We start from the raw sequence: 17,931 nt of genomic DNA, 5'->3' as shown, positions 1-17,931 counted from the left end.
TAGAGAGCATGAATGAACGAGCTGGCGGAAAAAGTCCAACAGGCTTTAGTGACGGCCATCGACAACGATGACCTGGTTCTGCCGACATTGCCGGAAGTGGCCCTGAATATTCGTCAGGCCGCTGAAGACCCGGAAATCAGCATCAGCCACTTGAGCAAAGTGATCGCTCGCGATACCGCGCTGTCGGCTCGCCTGATAAAAGTGGTCAACAGCCCGTTGTTGCGTGCGACCCAGGAAGTCACCGACCTGCACACCGCCATCACCCGGCTGGGCACCAACTACAGCAGCAACCTCGCAATCGGCCTGGTGATGGAGCAGATTTTTCACGCCCGCTCCGATGTGGTTGATCAGAAAATGCGTGATGTGTGGCGTCGCAGCCTCGAAGTGGCGGGCGTCAGCTATGCCTTATGCCGCCGTCACAGCCAGCTCAAGCCCGATCAGGCGGCCCTCGGCGGCCTGGTGCACCAGATCGGCGTGCTGCCGATCCTGACGTACGCAGAAGACCACTATGAGCTGCTGTCGGACTCGGTCAGCCTCAACCATGTAATCGAGAGCATCCACCCGTTACTGGGCGACAAACTGCTAAGCGGCTGGGACTTTCCGGAAATGCTGGCGAAACTGCCCGGCCAGTACCTGGACCTGGAACGCGATTCGGCCAACCTCGACTACATCGATGTGGTGCAAGTCGCCGTACTGTATTGCCATCGCGGCACCGATCACCCCCTGGCAAGCGTATCGGCCTCTACCCTGCCGGCGACCAAGAAACTGCGCATCGACCCCTACAGCGAATCCTTGCGCGCCGAGCTGGATGAAGCCCGCTCGATGTTCTACTGATCAGCCCGCGATAAAACTCACCCGCACCTTCAACCCGGCCTGCTCGCCATCATGCAGGCTGATCTGCGCCAGATGCGCCCGGCAGATTTCACCGACAATCGCCAACCCAAGGCCTGACCCCATGCCTTGTTGGCTGCGGCGGTAGAAACGTTCGAACACCCGGTCCCGCTCATCCTGCGGAATACCGGGGCCGTCATCCTCCACTTCCAGCACCGCTGGTGCCGTTACGCGCAGGATCACGTTGCCACCCGGCGGCGTGTGAGCCAAGGCATTGTCCACTAGATTGCTCAGCAGCTCATTCAACAGCGTTGGCTCACCGCGCAGCCACACCGGCTCGTCGGCTTCCAACGCCAGCGCCACGCCGCGTGCGTGGGCCAACGGCGCCATGGCCATGCCCAGCTCCCGAGCCAATTGGCTGAGGTCAAGCAGCTGCGCGCCGCCTTCGGCAATCGCCCGGGCACCGTTTTCGATGCGTGCCAGAGACAACAGTTGATTGGCCAGATGAGTCAGACGGTCAGTGCCCTGGGCTGCGGTTTCCAGAGTACTGCGCCAGGTGGCGGGATCTTCGGCGCGCAAGCCCAGTTCCAAGCGGGCCTTCAGCGCTGCCAGCGGCGTGCGCAACTCATGGGCCGCATCGGCAATAAACTGCGCCTGGCGCTCGAACTGGCCACGCAGGCGCTCGGTGAAGTGGTTGAGGGAGCGCACTAACGGGCCGAACTCGTGCTGCACCTCCACCAACGGCAAAGGCCGCAAGTCGTCGGGCTGGCGCTCCTCCACCGCCGTGCGCAAACGCTCCAATGGGCGCAACGCCGCACTCACGGCAAACCACACCAGCAACAACGCGCCGATGCCGAGCATGCCCAGGCGCAGCAAGGTGTCGGCCATCAGGCTGCGAGCCATGCTTACGCGCGCTTCATCGGTTTCGGCGACGCGGATTTCCGCCATGCCATTCATGTTGGGTTCAGAGACAGCCTTTAGCAGGCTCACCACACGCACTTCCTGGCCCTGATACACGGCGTCATAGAAACGTGCCAGTGCCGGATAGTCATCGGTGCGCGGCGTGCCCGGCGGCGGGCCGGGAAGGTTTTCGTAGCCGGAGATCAACTGCTGGTGGATGTCATTGACCTGGTAATAAATCCGCCCGGCACTGTCGTAGGCAAAAGTGTCCAGGGCGACGTAGGGCACATTGGCGCTCAAGGTGCCATCCACTTGGGTCAAGCCAGCGGCGATAGTGCGCGCCGACGCCAGCAGTGTGCGGTCGTAGGCGGTATCAGCGGCCTCGCGGCCATTCCAGTAGGCGCTCATGCCGCTGGCGAACATCAACAACACCAGCAGCAGCGCCAGGTTCCACAGCAGGCGCCAGCGCAGGCTGCTGGGCTTATGCATCGCGAGCTTCCAGCAAGTACCCAAGGCCACGAAAGGTCACGATAGCGATGGGCTGGCCGTCGAGTTTCTTGCGCAGGCGGTGCACGTAGATTTCGATGGCATCCGGGCTAGCCTCCTCATCCAGGCCGAACACCTGGGAGGCTAACTGCTCCTTGCTCATCACCCGACCCGGGCGAGCGATCAGCGCTTCGAGCACTGCTTGCTCACGGGACGTGAGCGTCATCAGCTCGCCACCCGCGGTGAAACGCCGGGTGTCGAGGTCGTAGACCAGCACACCGCAGGCCTGCTGACGCTCGCCACCCAACACGCTGCGCCGCAGCAACGCCTTGACCCGCGCCTCCAGCTCCGTCAATTCGAAAGGTTTGGCGAGGTAGTCGTCAGCCCCCAGGTTCAGGCCGTGTACGCGGTCCTTCACATCACTGCGTGCCGTCAACATCAGCACCGGCAGGTTTTTTCCACGGGCGCGCAAACGCGCGAGCACCTCGAAACCATCCATGCGTGGCAGCCCCACATCGAGTATCGCCGCCGCGTATTCCTCGCTGCTCAGGGCCAGGTCCGCCGCCACGCCGTCGTGCAGCACGTCAACGGTCAAACCCGTGCTCTTGAGCGCTTGCGCAACACTTTCGGCGAGTTGCAGATGGTCTTCAACCAGCAAGACACGCATGGATTTCTACCTCATTCAGGCGTGGTCGGCACCACGCATTGCCGGGCAGTTTACAGGCGCCGCCTGCCCTGTGAAGCCCGAAGACATTGAAAGGTGACTGAAAGGTTAGTGAAAGCTTCGCGCTTTAGCATTCGGCTACGGCAGGTTACGCCTGCCAAGCTATTTGAGTGATAGCAGCCGAAAAACGCCTCGAAGCGTTTTCGTCCCAATAAGAACAATAATGGAGACAGGCATGACCCCTTCCCTTCGTAAATTCGCGCTCGCCGCCGGCTGCATGCTGTTTGCCGGCCAACTGTTAGCCGCTGATGAACCCAAGCGCCCGGAATGTATCGCCCCAGCATCGCCTGGCGGCGGCTTTGACCTTACTTGCAAACTGGCGCAAAGCGCGCTGGTCAACCAGAAGCTGCTGAGCAAGCCGATGCGCGTCACCTACATGCCTGGCGGCGTGGGTGCCGTGGCCTATAACGCGGTGGTCGCCCAACGCCCTGCGGACGGCGGCACCCTGGTTGCGTGGTCCAGCGGTTCGCTGTTGAACCTGGCCCAAGGCAAGTTCGGTCGCTTCGATGAAAGCGCCGTGCGTTGGTTGGCAGCGGTCGGCACCAGCTACGGCGCCATCGCGGTGAAAGCCGATTCGCCCTACAAGAACCTCGACGATCTCGTCAAAGCCTTGAAGAAAGATCCAGGCAGCGTAGTGATCGGTTCCGGCGGTACCGTGGGCAGCCAGGACTGGATGCAAACCGCGCTGATCGCCAAAGCCGCCGGAATCAACCCGCGCGAACTGCGGTATGTGGCCTTGGAAGGCGGCGGTGAAATCGCCACCGCCCTGCTCGGCGGCCACATCCAAGTGGGCAGTACCGACATCTCCGACTCCATGCCGCACATCTTGAGCGGCGACATGCGCCTGCTGGCGGTGTTCTCCGAACAGCGCCTGGATGAGCCGGAAATGAAGAATATTCCGACCGCCAAAGAGCAAGGCTACGACATCGTCTGGCCGGTGGTTCGCGGTTTCTACCTGGGGCCAAAAGTCAGCGATGCCGACTACGCCTGGTGGAAAGACGCCTTCGACAAGCTGCTGGCCTCCGACGAGTTCGCCAAGCTGCGTGACCAGCGCGAGCTGTTCCCGTTTGCCATGACCGGCCCGGAACTGGACACCTACGTGAAGAAACAGGTGGCTGACTACAAAGTGCTGGCCAAAGAGTTTGGCCTGATCCAGTAATCGCCCCGCCACACAATGCCACTGTAACTGTAGGAGCGAGCTCGCTCGCGAAGAACTCAAAGACACCCCGTGCATCCAGACAGCACGCGTTATCGTTGACGTTCTTCGCGAGCAAGCTCGCTCCTGCAAAAGGTGGCTCTGGAGTTTCCTATGCTCTTACAACGCATTTTCGCCGCCGTGTTGCTGCTGGTCTGCGCTGGCCTCGCGCTGATGGCCTGGCCGTATCAAGCAGCATTTTCCTACGAGCCAGTCGGGCCTCGCGCCTTCCCGCTGCTGATGCTCGGGCTGATGAGCCTGGCGCTGGTCTATATGCTGATTCGCCCGCAGCCAACCAAACACACCGAAGAAGAACCGGCTCTGGACCGCGACACCTTGATCAAGATCGGCGTATGCGTCGCGCTGTTGATCGTGTTCGCCGGCACCTTCGAACCCCTGGGCTTCATCCTCAGCAGCATGCTGATCGGCATCCCGATGGCACGCCTGTACGGCGGCCGCTGGTTGCCCAGTGTGGTGATCGTCAGCCTGATGGCGATTGGTCTTTACCTGCTGTTCGATAAAGTCATGGATGTGCCGCTGCCCCTTGGCCTGCTCGCCGTTCTGGAGAACTGATATGGATACTTTCGGCTACTTGGGCCAGGGCTTCGGCGTTGCACTGTCCCCCTACAACCTGATAACCGCGCTGTGCGGCACCCTGATCGGCACTGTGGTCGGCCTGTTGCCAGGCCTGGGCCCCATCAATGGTGTGGCGCTGTTGATCCCCATCGCCTTCGCCCTCGGCCTGCCGCCGGAATCGGCGTTGATCCTGCTGGCCGCCGTGTACCTGGGCTGCGAGTACGGCGGCCGGATCAGCTCGATCCTGCTCAACATTCCGGGCGAAGCGTCCACCGTGATGACCACCCTCGACGGCTACCCGATGGCCCGCAAAGGCCTGGCGGGTGTAGCGCTGTCGTTGTCGGCCTGGAGCTCATTTATCGGTGCGTTTATCGCTACCTGCGGCATGGTGCTGTTTGCGCCGCTGCTGGCCAAATGGGCGATTGCCTTCGGCCCGGCGGAATACTTCGTACTGATGGTATTCGCGATTGTCTGTCTCGGCGGCATGGCGGGTGATAAACCCCTGAAGACGTTTGTGGCGGCACTGATCGGCCTGTTCCTCTCGGCGGTAGGCATCGACGCCAACAGCGGTGTGTACCGTTTTACCGGCGATAACATTCACCTCACCGACGGCATCCAGTTTGTGGTGTTGGTGCTGGGCCTGTTCTCCATCAGCGAGATCCTGTTGCTGCTGGAAAAAACCCATCGTGGCCAGGAAGCCGTGAAAGCCACCGGACGGATGATGTTCAACCTGAAGGAAGCGACTTCTGTCTTTGTAGTAAACATCCGTTGCGGCCTGCTGGGTTTCATCATGGGCGTTTTGCCGGGTGCCGGTGCAACCCTGGCCTCGGCGGTTGCCTACATGACCGAAAAACGCCTGGCCGGTGCCAGCGGTAAATTCGGCCAAGGCGACATGCGCGGCCTCGCTGCTCCGGAAACCGCGATCGGCGCCTCCGCCTGCGGCGCCCTGGTGCCCATGCTGACGTTGGGCGTACCCGGTTCGGGCACCACGGCGGTGATGATCGGCGCGTTGTCGCTGTACAACATCACCCCTGGCCCGCTGCTGTTTCAACAGCAACCGGATATCGTCTGGGGCCTGATCGCCTCGCTGTTTATCGCCAACATCATGCTGGTGATCCTCAACATCCCGATGATCCGCATCTTCACCCGTATCCTCGCCGTGCCGAACTGGGCGCTGGTGCCGGTGATCGCCATCATCACGGCGATTGGTGTCTACGCCGTTCACGCCACCACCTTCGACCTGTTCCTGATGGTCGGTATCGGCATCTTCGGTTACATCCTGCGCAAGCTCGACTTCCCGCTGTCGCCAGTACTGCTGGGCTTTATCCTTGGCGGTTTGATGGAGCAGAACCTGCGCCGTGCGCTGTCGATCTCCAACGGTGACCTGCAAATCCTCTGGTCGAGCCCGATCACCTTTGGTGTGTGGGTGCTGACTGCTCTGATGCTGGCCTTCCCGCTGGTGCGCATCTACCGCAAACGTGCCCTGCAGCGTCGTGCCGTGGCCGATGTCTGAAGTCACCTTTAGACAATGGTGGGGAACACCGCTGGTCGGCCTGGCCGGCGGTTACCTGGCCAGCCTGGTCGGCTGGCCTTTGCCGTACATGGTCGGCTCGTTGCTGGCGATCATCCTGGTGCGTTGCCTCACGCCTTGGCAGTTGGGCGAGATTCCCGGCGGGCGCAAATGCGGCCAATGGGTGGTGGGCATCGGCATTGGCCTGCACTTCACCCCGGTGGTGATCGAGCAGGTGATGAGCCACTTCGGGCTGATTTTTTTTGGCGCACTGGTCACCAGCCTGTCGAGCGTGGTCGGCGTGTGGCTGATGCGCCGTAGCGGTGAAGACCGCGCGACGGCGTTTTTCTCCAGCATGCCGGGCGGCTCCGGTGAGATGGTCAACCTCGGTGCACGTAACGGCGCGGTGCTCAGCCGGGTCGCGGCGGGGCAAAGTCTGCGGGTGCTGGTAGTCGTGCTGTGTGTGCCGGCGATCTTCAAATATCTGCTGGAAGGCGGTACGCCGCAGTTTCATCCGGCGCCGGTGAGTTGGCCTTGGTTGTTAGCCCTGTTTCCGATGGGTGCGCTGGTGGCCTGGGGATGGCAGCGTTTGCGTCAGCCAAACCCGTGGTTGTTCGGTCCCTTGCTGGTGAGCGCCACGGCCAGTGTTGTCTGGGACCTGCATATCGGCCTGCCCAATGGCGGTAGCCAGATTGGCCAATGGCTGATCGGCAGCGGCTTGGGCTGCCACTTCAATCGCCAGTTCTTCCGCCGGGCACCTTCGTTCATGGGGCGCACCTTGATTGGCACCGCCTTGACCATGGCGCTGGCGACATTGGCAGCCGTGGGCTTGAGTGCCCTGACTCACCTGGACCTGCGCTCGCTGACGCTTGGCATGATGCCCGGCGGCATTGCCGAGATGAGCCTCACCGCCGAAACCCTGCAATTGTCGGTGCCACTGGTCACGGCCATGCAGGTGATGCGATTGTTATTTGTACTGTTTCTGGCGGAGCCATTGTTCCGGTATTGGAATCGTCAACCCTGACAACCGTTACCGTTTGTCGGCACTGTCAATTCTCACAGCTGGTTGCCCCCCGAGTTCCGCGTTACACCTCTCGCAGCTACTCCCACTCAGTAAATGGGCCGTAGACATTGAGTTCCTCACTGACTGCAGAGGGTTCCACCATGGATAACGCAGAAGAATCTTCCACGCCACCCGGCCAACGCTTGATCAAGCTTGCACAGGGGCGAGCACTGCTTGCGCCGTACGCCGCCAAGCAACAACAAAAAAAGAAACAGGCTGCACGGCGTACGTTCATTGATCCTCGTTACCTGGTGCCACGCCCCTCCGACGTATCTCTCAACTCGACGCAAGCCTTCAAAAAGGTTCGCCTCGAAGACTTGGTACTGTATATCCCCGCAAATACCCAGCCGGTGCAAGGCGTCGATGCAGGTATCAATCTCGTCGCGATAACGACCCACGAGGAGGGGCTACTGATCGCCTTGCTGCCATTTCTGGAAATGGCAGCGCTGCAGCTCGTGGAACTGTTCTTTGGCGACCTGACCAAGCCCGTCGCGTCCACCACCATCCACCAGCATGAAGTGGATAACGCAGAGTTGATTGTGCTGTTCGTACCCTCGGATACGATCACCGATGGCTTTGCAATCGCGTACATCAGGGTCACAAGCCTCGGCCAGGCCGTAGGAGAAACCAGAAAATTCACGCTGAAGGTCGATAAGGTGGTACCCGCCGGACAAAACCCGAACGGCCACAGTTTTGTAAATACGAATATGCTCAAGCCAATCATTCCCCAAGAATTTCTCGACTTTGGCGTTTCAGAAGACGACGCCCAAAACTGCATAGAGATTCGCGTCCCCTTCTACCCCGCCGATACCTCATTGTCACCACGCACCTACCGGGCGGAGCGTGATGTTGTTCGCCTGAAAATCGGCGACGCATTATTCGAACATAAGGTATCTGAGCCAGAAGCGGATGGTTTTGAGGACATTGTATTCAGGCTGTGCATTGAACAGTGGCGCCAGATCGGCAGCGGCTCTCACCTCGCCGAGTACAACGTGATTGATGAATGCGGAAACTATTCGGAAGGCTGGTCGCTCCCCGAATTCATCCAGGTGTTCCTGAACGATGGTTCAGAGCCATTGTTGCCCCACTGCTTCTTCGATGAGGCTCCGGAAGACATCCTCAACCTCGACGAGGTCGTTGGTGCCTTCGTGACGATCATCATTCCAATCGCGGGTAACGCCTACCTGTTGGGCGACGTGATCAAGGTGACCCTCACTGGCAGGACGGTGGATGGGCAAACGGTGAAGAAAACCTACAGTTCCGCCCCCCTGACATCCACCACGACGCGCCAGCTTAGAATTCCATGCCCGGTAAGCGACCTGGTCCCGTTGATCAGAGGGCAGGCTCGACTTCGCTATGAGCGCATTCGCTTTGGCGCGCCGAATAGAGGCTCACAGCTTACCCAGGTCAGAGTGATCGGCACCGCCCTTCCCGTCGGGCTCTACGCCCCGATATTTCGGGAGGCTGTCGGTGAAACACTGCCTGCTGATACCCCCATCGTTAACATTGACATCCGTAAATCTCACGGACAGGATTTCTTTGACCGCATCACGCTGAAGCTGCTGGGCCGCTACCCTAACGGCAAGTATTACTACCACGAAGAATCCAAAAATGCAGGCGCAGGCAATGTGGTGTTCTCGATTATCAATGGCCCCGAGGGTGATATTGCCAAATTGGCAGGGGGCAGCCTGACAGCCTCTTATACCAGTGAGAATAGCGAGGGAACACGGCCATCCCCGGAAACAACAGTTTATGTCGGTGCCTCTGCGGCCGCACTGCCAGAACCGAGGGTGTATGATGCGCCGCCGCCTGATTACGTGTTTGATACGAGCCAATCCCCCGGCGATGCCACCATTGAGGTCGACCCCAACAACGATATCAAAGTGGGGGATACGGTCACCCTGCATGCTGAAGGCAATGGAGGAAGCGCTCCGCCGCAACCCTTCTTTGTCTCAGACACTTGGGAAGACAGGCCGCTGCCTTTCACGCTCGAGCGCAAGTACATCCTGCTCAATCACTTCATGAATATTTTCTACGACCGGTCCCGCCCAGGCGTTGTAACGCGCTTTTCGAACAGCGTGCCCATGAAAATCCTCGCAGGGCGCCATCTACCTACGCCTTTCGTTTACAACAGCACGCCGGTGGACGACGAAAACGCGACCATCAACCCGGTCATTGCTGACAACACTCCCGAGGTGACGGTGCGCGTGCAGTTTGCACCGGTGTCTTCGAACGATCTCATTAAACTCGAACTGCTGGGCAAACCCGGTGCGACGCTGCCGTCCATAACGCCCCAATACGGCAACCCAACCACAGGTTTCGTCGATTTCAAGTTCTCCAACAGTGTGATCGGCGACTACGTTGGGAGCGTCCTGCGTCTTCAGTATCACGTCACCACCAACGGCGTCACCGATGACTCAAGGGTGCTGAATCTGCGCGTACTGGACTTCGATGAACTACCCGGCGGCAATCCACTGCCGCGGCCAAGACTCAATGGCCTGAAACCCGGCTCAATCGTGGACTTGAACACATTCAACACCGACTGCTGGGTGGACTTGGCGCGGTGGCTGTTGAGCAGAAAAGGCCAACGGATCTGGCTCAGGCTCCATAGTGTTGGTGCAATACCCTTAACACTGTTGGACGGCCATCCGATCGACCAAACCCAAGCCGACAACGGGATAGTGAATGAAAAGGCAATACGCAGTTGGTTTACCCCACTTGCAAATGACAGCCAGGTTACGGCAAAGGCAGCCGTCACTTTCGATGGTAGTTCAAATGAACTGAACGCCACGTCCTTTCCGTTGAGCACTTACATCATAAGAGCGCTTCGGCTCCATGATTTGACAGACTTTGAATTATTGTCCTGGAACGGATGGGTCAATATCATCAACGGCACGGGCGTAATCAGAAATGTAAATAACAATAATTTCTGGTATGTAAAACTGAATAACGGCAGCCCTGTCGCTCCCGGCGTCATTAAAACTTTCTATATCGAGAGCGGTAAAGCCTACGACTTGAGCTTCAAGATGAAGGTGGACCTGAGCCCCTATCAACCCCAGGTTTTCATAGAGTTCGGCACTCAGTCACAGACGTTCGTCCATGTTAACCCAGGTGTGTGGACCTCACATTCGAGGACCTTTTCATTGCCTGCCGGAGTTCCCTCTCAGTTCTTGCCTATGCGCATCTACTTCAAGAGTACCTACTCAGGGGCAGAATTTTCACTGGATGATATTTTGGTTGTGGAGCGGCCATAGACTCATTCCTGAACACCGACGCAGGGTGGTGATATCGCCACCCCACGCCGCAATTCTCCAGGCATTAAAAAGGCCTCTTTACCGTCAGGTAGAGAGGCCTATTAATGTATTACTTCTTATCTACAACGTTTAAGAGCCTCATCAAACTCTTGCCCAGCCGGGCATTGGTTTGGGTATTTTATCCATCGATTGATACTGCCGTTCCACACACACCGATAATACCAACCGGGCGATATGCTTTTGAAATAACCTGCGCTAGTGCAGGCAGGATCAAGTCCGGGGTACTCACTTGAGACCGTCTCGGAAGGTCCACTGGAACAAGCGGCAAGCAGTACAGCCATGCCTGCTGCCAGTAAGACCTTGGGGACGGTACGCATAGTTTTTTTACTAATAAAATGAGGCATGGGAATCTCCTGATAAGGAATGCCCATCCAGTTAGCCCCCAAAAACACAAACCGCCTACTGTCAGATTTGACAGGTTAGCGGTTTGCCTGACGAACGGAAATCAGCCCCGACGACACTTAGAACGCGTAGCGAAGCCCCACATTCACTCCCATGGGTTGCTTGATATTCTTGCCCACGCTGCGTTCCACGTCTGCATGCAGGCTCAACGCCTGCGACACCGACATCGCCACACCCGCCCCCAGTTTCAATCGTGAACCCGACAGGTCGTTGTTGAACGAGTTATCGTTGACGAACACTTTGTTGCTCTGATCAAACTCATGGGCGACCGCGGCTTTCAAGTAAGGCTGCAGCACGCCGCCGTTGTCGAGCTGGATATTATTACCGGCAGTCACGCCCAGCTCACCAATGACCGAACTCGAACGATCACCTTTGGCTTGCAGGCCATTGTCCAGCGTATAGCTTTGGGCTTGAGTAATCACCGCCGCCAACTGGCCATAGGGTTCGACGAAGTAACCGTCATCCAGCGTAATATGGCGGCCGAACTCCGCCGAGGCGCCCATGGCGTTTTGCGTGTAGTTGCCTTTACTCTTCTTGCCGTCGCTCATGGCCACGTTGGACTCATTGTGCAAGCGGTTGAACTTGAGCACACCGTCGAAGTAGAAGCCGCTTTCGCTGTCCAGCCACGTTGCATAGCCGCCCACGTAGTAACTGTTGATGGTGGCTTTGCTGCCCAGGTTCAGGTCCAGGTCCGATTGGCTGTGCCCGGCCATCGCGCCGATCAGCCACTGCCCGTCACCGGCTTCCAGCGGCGCATCGGCACCCAGGGTGAAACCGCGTTGGCTCTGGTTATAATCCAAGCCCGTCTTGTTGTTGGACACTTCATACTTATTGCCATAGGCGCGGGTCCACAAGCCGGCGGTCTGGCCGCCATTGAAACGCAGTTCGCCCATGCGCGTACGCAGGTTGGTCATTTCCCCCAACAACACACTCGGCGCCGCATTGAACAACGCCAACACCGAGTTGGTGCTCGGACTGATGACCTTGCTGTCCGGGTCCAGGTACCAATCGTGGTTCTGGTTATCCGCTGCCAGGTCGTAAGAATAGGTGCCGCGATCGACCCGACCGCCCACCAGGCTGAAATTCGCCACACCATCGGCGGTGTGCACCATGTGCAGGCGCTCGTTCAACGGGTCGGCACCCGTGGCGGCGAGCAGCAACTGATGGTTACCTGCTGAGGTGCCCGTCACGTTCAGGAAGTCGCCGGTCAGCGAGCCGAAATCTGCCTTCATGATGAACGTACCGCCGGTGCCGGACAGGTTGGCCACGTCCAACTTATAAAAGGCGGCCGAGTCGCCAAACTTCACGTTACCGCCATTCATCGACAACTCATTGAGTGCCTGTTGACCGTCCACCATTACCCAGGTGGCGTCGCTGTTGACCGACAGTTTGTCGACATTGTCCAGGCGCCCGGTCAGCACTGAGCCGTTGTTCAGACCAACGTTGGCGATGCCGCCGCTGTTGATGATATCGCCGTTCATGAAGGCGAAATCCATGTTCAGATCCAGGGCGCTGTCTTTGCCGACTTGGATATTGCCGTTCAAGGAACTGTTGTAGACATTGACATCGGCCGCGCCGCCGTGGGCGAGCTCAAGCATGTTGCCGTTGCCGCCGACCAAGGTCGTGCCATTGTTGATGTTGATCTCGGTGCCACCGGGGTAGTCCACCAGGATGGCAGCCCCTGTTCCGCCCACCACTTCAGTCTGGTTGAGGTTAAGCACGGAGGGGTTATCCACCGTAGGCAGGCGATACGCCACAATGCCGTTGGTGCCGCCGTAAATTCGGCCGCCCTGGGTGGTCAACTGTCCGTCGTACGCTCGCAAACCAGCGTTTGCACCGCTGACCTGGGTGTTGTGCAAGGCCAAGGTGCTAGAGCCGCTAAGCACGATGCCATCTGTGGCGCCCGTCACCTCGCTATCGAACACTTCGACGGCAGAGCCGCGGTCCGAATTGGTGCCGACAATCATGCCTTCGGCACCGCCGCTGTAGATCGAAGCATCGCGCAGGGTGGCTTTACTGCCATAAAGCGCCACGCCCACTTCAGTACCGGCGGTGTTCTTGACCGTGCCACCGTTCATCGTAAAGGTCGAATCATAGGCTTTAACGCCCAGCATCCTGGCCCCATTCGAGGTCAGGGTGGCCTCGGTCACGTCGTAGCGGTCAACCAACGTGTCAGCGTCAATGACCACGTTCTGCCCAGGGTAGATGTTCAACGCATGGGCCTGTGTCGCCGCCAAGGCCACAGGCATGACGGCCAGTAATTTGATAGCACGTGATAAACGAGAAAGACAAAATGTTTTTTCAGTAGACATGTTTAGTACCTCTAGTCGGTGACTGAACAAGCCAAGCGATTTAAAGGACCATCGACTCTGGCTTTCAGAAGCGGCAAGGGTACGTATCAGGCAGGGAAGCCCATGTAGGGATAGTCCAGGGGCGGAGTAGGACTTTCCTTAATCACGGCAGGTCGTGATGTTTGAGCCGGCAATGGCTCGCGAAAAAAGAACGGTAAAAACCGTCACGGCTACCCATGACGGTTCATACCTGGCGACGCTTTCAAGGCGTAGGCAGAGCACCGCAAACGGTGTTATCGGCGTTACGACGGCTGACATAAAGAATCGTCGGTAGGGCTTGGCCCATCGTCACCCCATCGGCTTTGAGTACGGTGTAATAGAACTCAACTCGCCCCAAAACCGCTGGCTGGACATACGTGGCGAAATCCGCGACGAATTCTTCGCCATCGTGGCCCGGTAGGCTGTGATCATTTGCGACCACAATCGGAGGCAGAATTTCTGCTTCGACCAATTTGTTGGTGGACGTCAAGCCCTCTCCATACAGGGTCCAGAAACGCCTGATCGTGTCGCCTGTTTTCAGATTCACCACATCCTTGATTCTGGTGTCGATGCCAAGCTCAACAAACTGCTTGCAACTGATCGAGCGCAAGGTGCCGCCCGCACTTACGGATTTAGGGAATTCCGCCAGTGCCAGGTTTTTCAGTTCACTGGCAAACACATCAACCAGCGTAGACAGGGAGGTGTCCATGTTGGGGTTCACACCGTTCGTCAGGCTGTACCAGACGGGCTTGTCCACTCCGTTAAGGCCTGCGGCGATGATTGCCGCAGCAATAGGGAACGTAAATGTCCCTGAGTCAATCTCCGCTTGTGTCACGATATGAGGAGTGGGGGTGAAAATCGGTATTCCGGCCCAGTAGAGCTGAAGCTCGTGCCCCGCCACCGCTCCCGTATATACATCAAATTCTGCAGTAGCGTCGCCGTCATCACCCGGTCCAATTTCGTTGGTGAGTCCTTCGGAAGAAGTTACCGTAATCAGCGGTAGGTAATCCCGGATGGGGCCGGGACCTCCAGGTTCTCCAGCGGCTGAACTGAAGTCTGCAGCCACCGAAATAGAGTTGGACCATGCTGAAGGAGTGCCGCCATCCACCACTTGGTAACGAAGGTTGGCTGTACCTGCAGCGGTGATTCCATAGGCCATGAAGAGAATGAGCCATGGAATTTCAATTTTTTCGGGGTTTGCAAGCGTCGGCTCGGATGACAATGCAACCGAGAACACGTGACCACCCAGGTCGATGTTCAGGGTTTGGCCAGGTCTATAATTGTCCCAACCAAAAATATGCACTTCCACCAATTTCAACTGCGCTTCTCGAAGGTCCCACGGTGCCGCCGGTGCCGCGGGGTCAGTCAAGTTCATCGGCTGGGGCGTTAACACATACTCAACCTCTCTCAACTTTGTCGGATAAATCGTTGAGTTCTCGGAGTAGTCAAAGTAGCGAAACGACATGTGTTCTACACGTGAGCCTTTACCGATAATCTCATCCTTACTGAGAGAAATAACGACAGGCAAATTATTAACTGGCAGATCGGTAACAACTTTTATTGGTTGCTCATCGGTTAAATCCGCATACAACCACAGTTCATCCTTAAGACGTGCAATCAAACGCCCTGGAACAGAAACATCAAGTTTGTCCCCATTCGCGGCCAACGACTCCAGCGTGACTTTCCCACCCACCGCACCGCCCTTCAGGGTCACAGCATCCAATAAAATCCCACCGGCAGGGCCAATAGTATCGACGTTCACCAGGGTAGTACCGGATTGCTCATTACCACCCGACCCCAAAGCAACCTCAGAACGTACACGATACTCTCCATGACTCGAAACATCGACGGCATTGATGGTTAATTTCAATGGCCACTCCAGATCCGCCAATGGCTTGGCTCGCTCAATAGGCTTGCCATAAGGGACATCATTCACATACATCCGAAACACATCAGGAATGCTTTGAGGAAGCGGAAAGGTATCTTCCCACATACCAACTTCAAGGTTGACGCCTTCCGTTTGCGCAACGATAGTTTTCATCAGATTAGGCGGCAAACCGTCCACTGGAGGAAGGGCATTGATAACTTCCGGATCATCCAAAGCCCGAGGTCCAGGGGGCGCAAGACCATGGGGAACAGGACTCACCAAGGGGTCGACGTACGCTTTGGTACCGCCCTCGGCTTTTGACTTCTTTGTTTTCTCGGCTGAGGCTTTTTGCGTGTTGTTCGACTTAGCCATGTTTTTATACTCCAATGAATGAGGGACTGTTCGCGTTCATCGCCCGAGACGCGAGACGAATGACAGCTTAATTAGACCTCGTTCACCCTGAATGCACAGCCTGTTAACTTTGACAGCTGCACAAACGCACAAAGTATGCTTCTAACTAACACTGCGCACAAACACCTTCCTTAATAGCAAACCCGTGGAAAAATAGATCCTTTTAACGCCAGTTAATCTAAACACCGCCTTAAATTTTAGAATCGTTTCGCTGCAAAAATCGTGTCACCGTTTCCACACAAAAAAAACAAGAGGGCTTTCGCCCTCTTTTATTGAGTCAACGTTTTAATTGCCGTCACTATGCGGTCCCAGGCACGTTCCACCACCCGGTATTTTCAAATTGACGTATATAAGTTTCCTGGAGGACAACCCGGTCTCCCCTGTTGCCTTGAACAAACGATACCGCACAACCGCCGAGCCGAAATCCGTCACCAAGCCCGGCAATGTGATCAGGCTGAATGGCTGGATGCGGATCTCGACTTGGCCTCTGTCACGATCATCCAATGTCAGGCGGTGCTCAAAAAACACATCGGTGCCACTGAAAGGCTCACCACTGCCATTTTTCGACGGGTAACTTGTCCAATATAAATGTAGGTAATCATCGATGGCGAAATGATTAAAATCCCAGCCTACGCCAATGAATACCCCCTCATAAGGTGCCGGCTTGGTCCCGCACGCAATAAAGAACTCGTCGCTGTCATTCAATAATACCGGACTTTTCAGGCCGGTCAGGGTATCGAGGTTCACCCGTACAGGTGTCGAAGGGCTGCGCTGCCGGTTTATGCCGTTGTCAGTCCAGTAATAGACTTCAGCGAAGTTGACGGACGACGCCACTGCCCAGAGCACCCAAAGGGTGATCAACTTCCCGGCCACGTCACCCGGCTGAACGTCATAGGCCGCGACGATAACGTCGTCGCTGTTCCAACACAGTTCAAGGCTTTCACCTTCTTTCGGGTTTTCAAACAATCGCACTTCAACAGGCACCGGCCCGGGGCTATCAACGGAAGTCAGCACATTGTCGCCGGTCTTGCCCTTTACAGTGGGCACGGCCAGCTTGCGATTGATTGGATCAGGCCCGCTGGGGTCCGGACCGGCTACCCTTCCATCAACTTCGTAAAAGCTGTCGGGTGATGGCTTGGAGGCTGAACCTCGCTCATACACATAACGCACACGCACTGGGTAGCGCGCCAAGAAGCCACCGGCAGCAAAAATGGCCCACGGCACACTCACGGGGATGGGCCATGTCTGCACTTCGCCAACTGTCTTGACTTCAAGAGCATGAGTGTTCCAATAGGTATAAATCTTGTCCCCTGCTTCTGCGTCATCTACCCGAGGGATGGTGACCGCCAGCGCCTTCGGCGGCCAGGTATCTTCAAAGAGGACTACACCTGTCAGCTCAGCCAACTCAATGAAAGGACGAGGCAGGTCCGGCAATACAACCGGGAAGACCTCGAGCTTGAGTGCATCAGAAAACTGCCCCACATTGCCGCCTCGATCCTCAAGCCGGCAGGACACGAACCTGTCACCGCGACCGCTGGCACGCACGTGCGCCTCAGGAACGGTGAACGCGATGGGGGCGCCTTGCACGTGCGCTCTCGTAATGCAAAAGGTGGCAGCCTGGCTTACATCGGGAAGTGTTCCGTAATAGATGTGGATCAAATCGCCAATACGCATATCAAACCAACGCGCGAGCCAAAAAGGTATGCCAGCGTGCGTCACTAGATACTCATCTGTCACCTTGTGGCGAGCCTCGTCATCCACCTGCACATCCGGGCCAGGGTTGCCGCCATTCGGAGCGGTTTTGTCGACATTAACGAAAGTTGGAAATGAGTCGGTCGGCCCAATCAACCTCGCGCTGACATTGTAAGTCAGCCGGTGGATGCCCTCGGGCGACAAGATCGACTTGGATAAATACTGCACTAACGGAAAGTAGTCGTCAGGGTTGTACGGACCTTGAATAGGATAGGAAAGCACAGGTACGTCATCCCAACGGTACTCCACCGTTGTCACCATGTCCTCCTCATGGAGGTTGAACGGCCAGACCCGTGCAATCGTGACTTCCAGATCCTGATCATGGAGTACAAGCGGCAAGGTCCGAGCCGCTTCGTCCCACTCTAAATCCAGTGCCTGGGTAGGGTTAGGCGCGTCCAGCTCAAGTATCACAGGGTCATCGCGCACCGAGGGGCATCTGCACTTCGGGGCCGGTCTTGGCCAATGAGGGCGCCGCCGGCCTGAGGGCTCGTTCGAATCAGACATGGTCACACTCCTTGAGCAATCAATCGAGGATCGACCCGGGCGATCAGCGCGCTCAGGTCCGGATAC

At 57.3% G+C, this 17,931-nt stretch carries 12 protein-coding genes; 6 read left to right on the top strand and 6 right to left on the bottom strand.

What is annotated here, in order from left to right; translation table 11 throughout:
• Positions 1 to 12 precede the first annotated feature (12 nt).
• Entirely contained in the window at positions 13 to 834 is an 822-nt protein-coding gene (locus JBO08_RS03695; RefSeq protein ID WP_065874754.1) for an HDOD domain-containing protein, read from the top strand.
• On the opposite strand, the gene JBO08_RS03690 is transcribed toward JBO08_RS03695, so the two are convergent.
• Entirely contained in the window at positions 835 to 2,220 is a 1,386-nt protein-coding gene (locus JBO08_RS03690; RefSeq protein WP_065874753.1) for a sensor histidine kinase, read from the bottom strand.
• On the bottom strand, positions 2,213 to 2,884 hold the full coding sequence (locus JBO08_RS03685) for a response regulator (protein WP_065874752.1): 672 nt from the start codon (positions 2,882 to 2,884) through the stop codon (positions 2,213 to 2,215). Before JBO08_RS03685 ends, JBO08_RS03690 begins: the two co-directional genes overlap by 8 nt.
• Positions 2,885 to 3,116: 232 nt before the next feature.
• On the opposite strand from JBO08_RS03685, the gene JBO08_RS03680 reads away from it, so the two are divergent.
• The 5 genes from JBO08_RS03680 to JBO08_RS03660 all read left to right on the top strand — a co-directional run bounded on the left by JBO08_RS03680 (position 3,117) and on the right by JBO08_RS03660 (position 10,539).
• Positions 3,117 to 4,100, top strand: a complete 984-nt coding sequence (locus JBO08_RS03680) for a tripartite tricarboxylate transporter substrate binding protein (protein ID WP_065874751.1) — start codon at positions 3,117 to 3,119, stop codon at positions 4,098 to 4,100.
• A 150-nt stretch (positions 4,101 to 4,250) separates the two neighbouring features.
• Positions 4,251 to 4,709 carry a tripartite tricarboxylate transporter TctB family protein gene (locus JBO08_RS03675; protein ID WP_065874750.1) on the top strand — a complete coding sequence of 153 codons (459 nt, stop codon included), beginning with the start codon at positions 4,251 to 4,253 and terminating at the stop codon, positions 4,707 to 4,709.
• Between the two features lies 1 nt (position 4,710).
• The gene (locus JBO08_RS03670; RefSeq protein WP_065890310.1) at positions 4,711 to 6,225 is read left to right on the top strand and encodes a tripartite tricarboxylate transporter permease; all 1,515 of its coding nucleotides are present in this window, start codon (positions 4,711 to 4,713) and stop codon (positions 6,223 to 6,225) included.
• The gene (locus JBO08_RS03665) at positions 6,218 to 7,246 is read left to right on the top strand and encodes an AbrB family transcriptional regulator (protein ID WP_065874989.1); all 1,029 of its coding nucleotides are present in this window, start codon (positions 6,218 to 6,220) and stop codon (positions 7,244 to 7,246) included. The genes JBO08_RS03670 and JBO08_RS03665 overlap by 8 nt, the downstream gene beginning before the upstream one ends.
• A 140-nt stretch (positions 7,247 to 7,386) precedes the next feature.
• Complete coding sequence (locus tag JBO08_RS03660; RefSeq protein ID WP_220074525.1) at positions 7,387 to 10,539, top strand: hypothetical protein; 3,153 nt, start codon at positions 7,387 to 7,389, stop codon at positions 10,537 to 10,539.
• Positions 10,540 to 10,655: 116 nt separating this feature from the next.
• On the opposite strand, the gene JBO08_RS28385 is transcribed toward JBO08_RS03660, so the two are convergent.
• The 4 genes from JBO08_RS28385 to JBO08_RS03645 all read right to left on the bottom strand — a co-directional run bounded on the left by JBO08_RS28385 (position 10,656) and on the right by JBO08_RS03645 (position 17,787).
• A complete protein-coding gene (locus JBO08_RS28385; protein ID WP_367617457.1) occupies positions 10,656 to 10,880 on the bottom strand; it encodes a chitin-binding domain-containing protein in 225 nt (74 codons plus the stop codon).
• 180 nt (positions 10,881 to 11,060) lie between these two features.
• Positions 11,061 to 13,250 (bottom strand): autotransporter outer membrane beta-barrel domain-containing protein, encoded by a 2,190-nt coding sequence (locus tag JBO08_RS03655; RefSeq protein ID WP_371913939.1) that lies wholly within the window; start codon positions 13,248 to 13,250, stop codon positions 11,061 to 11,063.
• A 304-nt stretch (positions 13,251 to 13,554) separates the two neighbouring features.
• Positions 13,555 to 15,570 carry a hypothetical protein gene (locus JBO08_RS03650; RefSeq protein WP_220074526.1) on the bottom strand — a complete coding sequence of 672 codons (2,016 nt, stop codon included), beginning with the start codon at positions 15,568 to 15,570 and terminating at the stop codon, positions 13,555 to 13,557.
• Between the two features lie 324 nt (positions 15,571 to 15,894).
• Positions 15,895 to 17,787: a hypothetical protein gene (locus JBO08_RS03645; RefSeq protein WP_139114647.1), complete on the bottom strand. Its 1,893-nt coding sequence runs from the start codon at positions 17,785 to 17,787 to the stop codon at positions 15,895 to 15,897.
• Between the last annotated feature and the right edge of the window lie 144 nt (positions 17,788 to 17,931).

This window comes from Pseudomonas sp. LAP_36 (assembly GCF_019456785.1).
Lineage (GTDB): Bacteria > Pseudomonadota > Gammaproteobacteria > Pseudomonadales > Pseudomonadaceae > Aquipseudomonas > Aquipseudomonas tritici.
Note: the sequence above shows the minus strand (reverse complement) of the source record. Positions and strands in the feature narration are given on the sequence as shown.

Coding starts and splice junctions, on each gene's coding strand:
- JBO08_RS03695 (WP_065874754.1), top strand. CDS start 13: ATGAACGAGCTGGCGGAAAAAGTCCAACAGGCTTTAGTGACGGCCATC.
- JBO08_RS03665 (WP_065874989.1), top strand. CDS start 6,218: ATGTCTGAAGTCACCTTTAGACAATGGTGGGGAACACCGCTGGTCGGC.
- JBO08_RS03675 (WP_065874750.1), top strand. CDS start 4,251: ATGCTCTTACAACGCATTTTCGCCGCCGTGTTGCTGCTGGTCTGCGCT.
- JBO08_RS03685 (WP_065874752.1), bottom strand. CDS start 2,884: ATGCGTGTCTTGCTGGTTGAAGACCATCTGCAACTCGCCGAAAGTGTT.
- JBO08_RS03660 (WP_220074525.1), top strand. CDS start 7,387: ATGGATAACGCAGAAGAATCTTCCACGCCACCCGGCCAACGCTTGATC.
- JBO08_RS03655 (WP_371913939.1), bottom strand. CDS start 13,250: ATGCCTGTGGCCTTGGCGGCGACACAGGCCCATGCGTTGAACATCTAC.
- JBO08_RS28385 (WP_367617457.1), bottom strand. CDS start 10,880: ATGGCTGTACTGCTTGCCGCTTGTTCCAGTGGACCTTCCGAGACGGTC.
- JBO08_RS03670 (WP_065890310.1), top strand. CDS start 4,711: ATGGATACTTTCGGCTACTTGGGCCAGGGCTTCGGCGTTGCACTGTCC.
- JBO08_RS03690 (WP_065874753.1), bottom strand. CDS start 2,220: ATGCATAAGCCCAGCAGCCTGCGCTGGCGCCTGCTGTGGAACCTGGCG.
- JBO08_RS03680 (WP_065874751.1), top strand. CDS start 3,117: ATGACCCCTTCCCTTCGTAAATTCGCGCTCGCCGCCGGCTGCATGCTG.
- JBO08_RS03650 (WP_220074526.1), bottom strand. CDS start 15,570: ATGGCTAAGTCGAACAACACGCAAAAAGCCTCAGCCGAGAAAACAAAG.